A 7,043-nucleotide genomic window follows, 5' to 3' on the forward strand; every position below is an offset into this window, starting at 1 on the left:
CAGACGGCCGTTCAGGCGTTTGGGGAATGGTTGGGAATGAGGATTACCTTGCCGTATGCCGTTCGGGATTCGGCCAGTTCCATGGCCTGCTGAATGTGGTCAAGGGGAAAACGGGCGGCAATTCGGGGGGTAAGCACACCACTGGCCAGCAGACTCATAATTTGGGCAAAATCGTCCTGTGAGCGGGCTTGGTAAGCCTGACTACCCCGACCCGCCATGACGTCATAGAACAAGGCCTGGCGACCATTGGGCAGCAGGTTCCACCAGGTTAGCCGGGCGATTAGGTTAACGAAGTTAAGTAGCATCGATTTTTTAGTCAGCATGGCCGAGGCAATGGCGTAGCTGACCAGGGTGCCACCCCGTTTAAGTAAGCGAAACGATTGCGTAATACCGGCCCCACCCACATTATCGAAAACGGCATCGACCCCATCCGGTGCCAGTTGCCGAATCTGCCCGGCCCAGTTTGGGTCGTTATAATCCACGGGCTCCACGCCCTGTTCTTTCAGGGTGGCGTGATGCCGACGCGAAGCCAGTCCGATGACCCGTACGCCAGCGTGCAGGGCCAGCTGGACCAAGGTTGTACCGACACCACCATTAGCGCCATGCACAACAATGGTTTGACCCGATTGTATCTGCGCTTTCCGATGCAACATCTGCCAGGCCGTGAGCCCATTGACGACCAGGGTTTCGGCTTCGGCCGGATCAATCCCATCCGGAACAAGCAACAACTCGTTGGCAGCACGCAGGGAGTAACTGGCCCAGCCTCCGGTTTTGGTCAAGGCGGCCACCCGTTTGCCCATCCACGATGCATTAACGCCCGGACCCATGGCCACGACCGTACCGACCAGATCGTAACCCGGCACAAAGGGGAACGATGGCTGGCCCGGATAGCGGTCACGGCGCATGGCCTGCTCGGCAAAGGAGATGCCACTGGCTTCTACCCGGACGATCACCTGGCCCGTCGCTGGCTGGCTGAGTGCGTTGTTGTGCATGACGAATCCACTGGGTTCGACCGGGGCTGGTAGCACGACCTCCTGGCTTACGAATGGGATCGAATTGGCTTCTTTTATCGTCTGCATAGCTTTGTCTATTTGTGTGCAACAAAGCTACCGGACCCCCTCGGGCCAAAACGATAACAAAAGATAAGAAGGAGTCGGAGGGCATTTCCTTACACCTGATCAGATCCGCCGGTAACCCGTTTGGACCATACTTTATTTAGGGATGATTCGGTTACGAATTCGACTCATGCTGACGGGGGTAATGCCTAAATAGGTGGCAATGTAATGCTGGGGAACGCGCTGGAGTAGGTGCCGCTGATCGCCTTCCAGCAGGGCCAGATAGCGTTCTTCGGGGCTGAGCATCAACAGTCCTGCCATCCGCTCTTCCAACGCCACCATGATATATTCGGCAAATAATCGGCCAAATTCCTGCCAGCCCGCATACTGACTGAACAGGGCTTTCAGGACGGCGTAAGGAAAGACCAGACACGTGGCGTCACTGAGGGCTTCGATATTGACCGGCGATGGCCGGGCGGTGATGCAGCTCATGTAAGCCGCGATCAACTGCTGGTCGAAGAAGAAATACGTGGTGCGTTCTTCGCCGTCTTTGGTATAAAATTGCCGGAATACACCCTCCAGCACAAAGCCTACCTGACCGGCAACGACTCCCTGCGTGGCTATGAACTGGTTTTTTTTCAGGTGGACGATCGACAGGTGTGGCTCCAGGCCCTGCCATTCCTCATCCGACAACGCCACAAACTGGTCAATATGCTGCCGCAGTTGTAGGGCTGCCTGGTGGAGCGGGTCATTCATAGGCTATGATGGTTCAGAAGAATCCTAAAATGGGTCGTTCATCTAATTGATCAACGAAAAGCAGCTCAGTAGCATATCCTTGTCGAGGGAGGCTATTCAGTAGTTTGAAATGTCAACCAAAAACCGATCGATAAAACAGTGTGCAGTCACCTGGGCGCTGAATAGTGATAGAAAGATACGTATGCTGGCGGATTAACGTTGACAATCCTTTCGTGCTGATAAGGCCTTGCTCGTATTCCAGCTTTCGTCTACAAAACGGCCAAATGAAATTAGAACTGGTCAGAATGTATCGTCTTAAAATCATCCGATTGTGCAAGCACCACGGGCCGCTATCCGCGTAGTTGTCCGCTTTCCAGCCTGTCAAAATAATGGCCCTGCTCCAGATCGGCTACCAGCGAAGGTTGACTGGGATGCCAGCCTAACTGCTGTTGCGTGAGGGTGCTGGAGGCCGGACAATCGACGCTGAGGAAGGCACCAATCCAGCCAAAATGGTCGGCCGCTTCCTCCGCCGGTTTACTGACAACCGGCAGGTTTAGGTGCTGACCGATAATACTTGCGATGTTGCGGACGGGTATACCCTCATCGGCAGCCCCGTGAAATTTGGCACCCGCCGTTCCCTTTTCCAGGGCCAGCCGGAAGAGCTGAACCGCATCGAGCCGGTGCACGGCAGGCCAGCGGTTGGTGCCTTCGCCAATGTAGGCCGACACGCCTTTCTCCCGCGCAATGCCGATCAGGGTAGGCACGAAGCCGTAGTCGCCCTCGCCATGCACGGATGGCGACAGGCGCACCACCGATGTCCGAACGCCCTGCTGGGCGAGTGCTTCCATAACCAGTTCGGAGGGGATGCGGGGGGCCGAAGCCGCGTTGTAATCGAGCGGATCGGTTTCGGTGGCGACGCGGCCCGGCGTGAGCACGGTAATCCCGGACGTGATAACGAAAGGCCGGTCTGAGCCGATGAGCGCACTGCCCAGGGCTTCCACCGCCTGCCGGTCGGTCTCACCAGCGGTGGCATACGCAGAAAAATCGTGGTTATAAGCCGTATGAATGACCCCGTCCGAAGTGGCCGCACCCCGCCGGAGGCTGTCCAGATCATCCAGTGTACCCAGGTGAACTTCAGCCCCGGCAGCCACTAGTTTTTGAGCGGTCTCTTTGGAGCGGGCGAGACCGAGCACCTGATGGCCTGCGCCGATTAATTCCTGAACGAGGGCCGAGCCGATGTAGCCCGTGGCCCCGGTGACGAAAATTTTCATGTAGTTGGGTCGATAGCCGGATGCGATGGCTAACGACTCCACAAAGGTCGGCAGGGGGACCGAAGGTGGTTTGCGCGGGACAAACCATTTACTGCATAATTCAAACAATCGCGCTAAACCCGGAGTGCACCCGGCACCAGGCCCGTCTGCCGTTTGAAAAAATTACAGAAGTGAGCCACATCGGTGAAGCCTAAGCTGTCGGAGATTTCCGAGACTGTCCAGTTGGTTTGTTTGAGCAGCATCCTGGCCTCCTGCGACACCCGGCTGCCGATCAGTTCGGTGGTGGTGCGGCCAGTGGTTTCCTTCAGCACCCGGTTGAGGTGGTTGACGTGCAGGGCCAGTTGGTCGGCGTAGTCTTTGGCCGTGCGCAGGCGGACCTGCTGCTGGGGGGTAGCGAGGGGAAACTGCCGTTCGAGCAGTTCGGCAAACAGGGCCGTCACCCGCGCCGAAGCCGTGTGCGTAGCGGCCAGCACGGGGGCGGGCTGGAGCTTCTGGCCGACGTGAATCAACTCCAGCAGGTAGGCCCGGAGCAGGTCGTATTTGTAGGCGTAGTTCGAGGTGATTTCCGCCTTCATCTTCCCAAAGATAGCGTCGATGGCGTTGTACTCCTCCTGGCTCACCCGCAGCACCGGCTGACCGCCTGGCTGAAAAATGGGCAGTTCGTCCAGACCCGCCCGCCCCTTAGCGGGCAACAGAAAGGCGTCGGTAAAGATGCAGAAGTGGCCGGTCTGATCTTCGTCCTGCGGCAACCACCGGTAGGGCACCTGGGAGGTGGCAAACCACAGGGCGTACGGCTCGATGTCCACCACCTTGTCGGCGTATTCCACCCGGCTGCGCCCGCGCACCAAGCTGATTTTATAGAACGCCCGGCGGTCGAAGGTCATCGGCGGCTTGGTGTGGTAGCCCCGCATGAGGTCGGCCACGTCGAAGACGTTAAAGTGTCCCACCTCGTGCTGAATGCCCGGCGGCAGCAAGGTATCGGGTGTCTCACCGGCGGGGGTTAGTTTGTCATACAGTTCGTCGAGCGGTAGCGGTTTCATCCTGAGTCGTTGTAAAAATCAAAGGTATGTTATTTTTCAACTAACATACCTGTCCGTCTTTCCGCTGACGCTGCTAAAGGCTGGTATGCTCCTCAGGGCTCGCAATGAGGATATTGGCCAATCCGCGCTGTGTTGGGGATTGACAGCCGTCTGTCTGGAACTGCGGCTCGATTTGTTTTACTGTCCCCTTCCGGTTTTGAGTCCCTGAACTACCTGCATAAAATCGTTTTTACTCCAGTGGTCCGTTATTTCTCCGTCTTTCAGAATATCTATTTTAATAACGTTCATCGCTACTTTTTTCCCGGTGTTCGTTTTTCCCATGAATTCACCCGTATGAACGGCCGTTATTGTCTTTCTCAGCGATACCATGTCGCCCTCGCCCAACACTTCGTGAATGTCTACGGAAACGTCGGTTTATTTCTAGGACAAGACAGTTGAAATAATAATTCGAACCTGCCCAGAACCCTGTACTGCAGGTACCATGCCAACTAGACAAGATCAGTTGGCAGATACTTAACTACCATTACGGAACTAGATCATTTCCATTTCGCTCTTTCTATGCAATAAGCCCCAGTCAATCATGGCATCAATAACAGTAATGATATTTTTGCCGGATTCCGTTAATTTATACGCCACTAAAACAGGGGGGTGATTGTTTACTGTACGTTCTATCATACCATTGATCTCCAGTTCTTTTAGCTCCTTTGATAACATTCTGGGCGTTACCCCTTCTAGGCTCTCCAACAAATCTTTAAACCTGTTTTTTTGATAAAACAGGGCGGCAATGATGGGCAGTTTCCATTTGCCGCTGACAACATTCATCGTGTCTTTTAAGGCAAGGGTAAATTGTCGGGGACACTGATTCACCGCTGCCTGTTCGATCAACTCTCTAAAACTACTCATAATCAAACGGTTATAGACTTACTATACAAAAGTATATCGTTTAGCACCCATAACGAATTTAGTTTTGCATCACATTCAACCAAACACAAACTATGATTCTTGTTACAGGGGCAACAGGACAATTGGGGGCTAAAGCCATTGACCATTTATTGACCAAAGGCGTTAGGGCTGCTGACATGGCGGCATTCGTTAGAGATGCTGCAAAAGCACAAAGCCTAACCGAAAAAGGAATTGAGGTACGCGTTGGTGATTATACGGACTACGATTCGTTAGTGAATGCTTTTACGGGTGTTGATAAGCTGTTATTAGTGTCCAGCAACGACAGAGAGGCCGTTGAAAACCGAACAGCTCATCACATCAATGTAATCAAAGCCGCCAAACAGGCAAACATTAAGCATATCGTTTACACCTCTTTTGTCAGAAAACCAACGTTTGACCAAACGCCCATAGCCTCTTTTCAACACGCTCATGTTGAGTCAGAACAGTTTCTAAAAAATAGTGGCCTTGCCTATACTATATTGCAAAACGGCATTTATTTGGAGATGATTCCAGTTTTTGTCGGCGTCAACGTAGCTGAAACAGGGGTTATCCTGTTCCCTGCCCAGGCAGGTAAAGCCAGTTGGGTGCTTCGAGACGAGTTGGCCGAAGCGGCTGCTCATGTATTGACGACCAAAGGCCATGAACATAAGATATACCCAATGACCAATACGGAATCAGTTTCTTTTGACGAAATAGCCACCAATTTGTCTGCTACAGTAGGGAGAGAAATCACGTATACCTCTCCACCGGTCGATGAATTTGAATCCATTCTGAAAAAAGCAGGTATGCCCGATTTGTATATAGGCATGTTTATGATGTGGGCTGTGGCTCAAGCACAGGGCGCTTTAGATGTAGAAGATACTACGTTAGCGTCTTTTTTAGGCAGGCAACCGACGAGTGTCAAGCAGTTTATCAATACGATCTACGGGTAAGCTGTTCTTACCCGCTCACCAACCGCTTACTTCAGAACAAAAACGGTTTACTAGCTTCAGGTTATGATGTGTACGCTTCCAGACCGAAATCCATTAGACAGTTTGTTGCGGCAATAGCCAGATTATCAATCAAAATTAAAATGTGACCTATTTTGCTTTATTTGCATAGATTAGTTCATTTATTATCGTTCACGAAAAGGTCAATGATCATCATTAACTGAACTTATCGTAATCAGCTACCAAACCCGTTCAGAAAAACGTCGGAATAAAACAGTGCTGGCCAGGATGTGAAGAAGAAATGAAGGAGGTTTTTTCTCCTATCCAACTGAGTGTGCCGAAACTATCAGTCCAATGAAAAGCCGCGCCAGCAGAAATTGAGCGCGGCTTTTGACCCCGATCCGCGTGCTGGCATATTCACCGGATTTCGAAAGTAAGTTTTTTTTGTACTCTATAGCCTACAGCATTATAGCGAGAATGGATTTGATCAACCTTTTGTTTTGGGATTAGCCCCATACTGATTGCTCTCTTTGACACTTTCAGTACAGGCCAAAATCAAGTTGTAAACCGGAATAAGCACGTACCACCCGCTCTTGCCTGCGTCGTGCATTCGCCGGACGGCAACGGCTACTGACGGAATCAGAATAGCCAGATTGAACAGAATAATCAGCCAGCCAACTACTGCTGATCCGTTGAAGAGTAAGGTGTTAATCAAATTCAACCCTTGAGAAATCAGTACATTAATCAAGAAGAAGTACCAGTACTCACTGCGCCGGGCGCGCCCGTCAAAGTCGTTATATTTTTTTAATACGGCAACATAATTGCTGAGGAGTGAAACACGGATGGCCGTAGGGGAAGATGTATTCATAATTGTATTAGTTACTGATGTTACGCATGGTTGATCTATCTGTAGCAACCTCTTTCTAAATTTACTCAAAAACACCACAAAAAGCGCTCATGGAGTTTATATCCCCTATTTTTGACCTCTACTCGGACTATTTGCTGGTCAATCAGAACCAGCCAACAGCCACCCGACTATCGGCACTGGTGGATGGGAAACTCTCCCATGAT

7 protein-coding genes and 1 pseudogene are annotated in these 7,043 nt (G+C 51.7%); 1 reads left to right on the forward strand and 7 read right to left on the reverse strand.

The features are described 5' to 3' along the window. Positions 1-11: 11 nt before the first annotated feature. The 6 genes and pseudogenes from B157_RS0118450 to B157_RS0118475 form a co-directional block, all read right to left on the reverse strand. Positions 12-1,079 carry a medium chain dehydrogenase/reductase family protein gene (locus B157_RS0118450; protein WP_020604789.1) on the reverse strand — a complete coding sequence of 356 codons (1,068 nt, stop codon included), beginning with the start codon at positions 1,077-1,079 and terminating at the stop codon, positions 12-14. Positions 1,080-1,211: 132 nt separating this feature from the next. After that, a complete protein-coding gene (locus tag B157_RS0118455) occupies positions 1,212-1,811 on the reverse strand; it encodes a Crp/Fnr family transcriptional regulator (RefSeq protein ID WP_020604790.1) in 600 nt (199 codons plus the stop codon). 329 nt (positions 1,812-2,140) lie between these two features. Beyond that, positions 2,141-3,061, reverse strand: a complete 921-nt coding sequence (locus B157_RS0118460) for an SDR family oxidoreductase (RefSeq protein ID WP_026308792.1) — start codon at positions 3,059-3,061, stop codon at positions 2,141-2,143. A gap of 113 nt (positions 3,062-3,174) precedes the next feature. Then, complete coding sequence (locus B157_RS0118465; RefSeq protein WP_020604792.1) at positions 3,175-4,101, reverse strand: helix-turn-helix domain-containing protein; 927 nt, start codon at positions 4,099-4,101, stop codon at positions 3,175-3,177. Between the two features lie 177 nt (positions 4,102-4,278). Continuing rightward, a pseudogene (locus B157_RS35690) lies at positions 4,279-4,500 on the reverse strand (ester cyclase); the annotation flags it as partial. A gap of 132 nt (positions 4,501-4,632) precedes the next feature. Continuing rightward, complete coding sequence (locus tag B157_RS0118475; protein ID WP_020604794.1) at positions 4,633-5,004, reverse strand: winged helix-turn-helix transcriptional regulator; 372 nt, start codon at positions 5,002-5,004, stop codon at positions 4,633-4,635. A gap of 92 nt (positions 5,005-5,096) precedes the next feature. On the opposite strand from B157_RS0118475, the gene B157_RS0118480 reads away from it, so the two are divergent. Next, on the forward strand, positions 5,097-5,975 hold the full coding sequence (locus B157_RS0118480) for an SDR family oxidoreductase (protein WP_020604795.1): 879 nt from the start codon (positions 5,097-5,099) through the stop codon (positions 5,973-5,975). 484 nt (positions 5,976-6,459) lie between these two features. Here the strand turns inward: B157_RS0118480 and B157_RS0118485 are convergent, their stop codons facing one another. Next, complete coding sequence (locus B157_RS0118485; RefSeq protein WP_020604796.1) at positions 6,460-6,840, reverse strand: DUF805 domain-containing protein; 381 nt, start codon at positions 6,838-6,840, stop codon at positions 6,460-6,462. Positions 6,841-7,043 lie beyond the last annotated feature (203 nt).

Source organism: Spirosoma spitsbergense DSM 19989, assembly GCF_000374085.1.
In the GTDB taxonomy this organism is placed as follows: Bacteria; Bacteroidota; Bacteroidia; order Cytophagales; family Spirosomataceae; genus Spirosoma; species Spirosoma spitsbergense.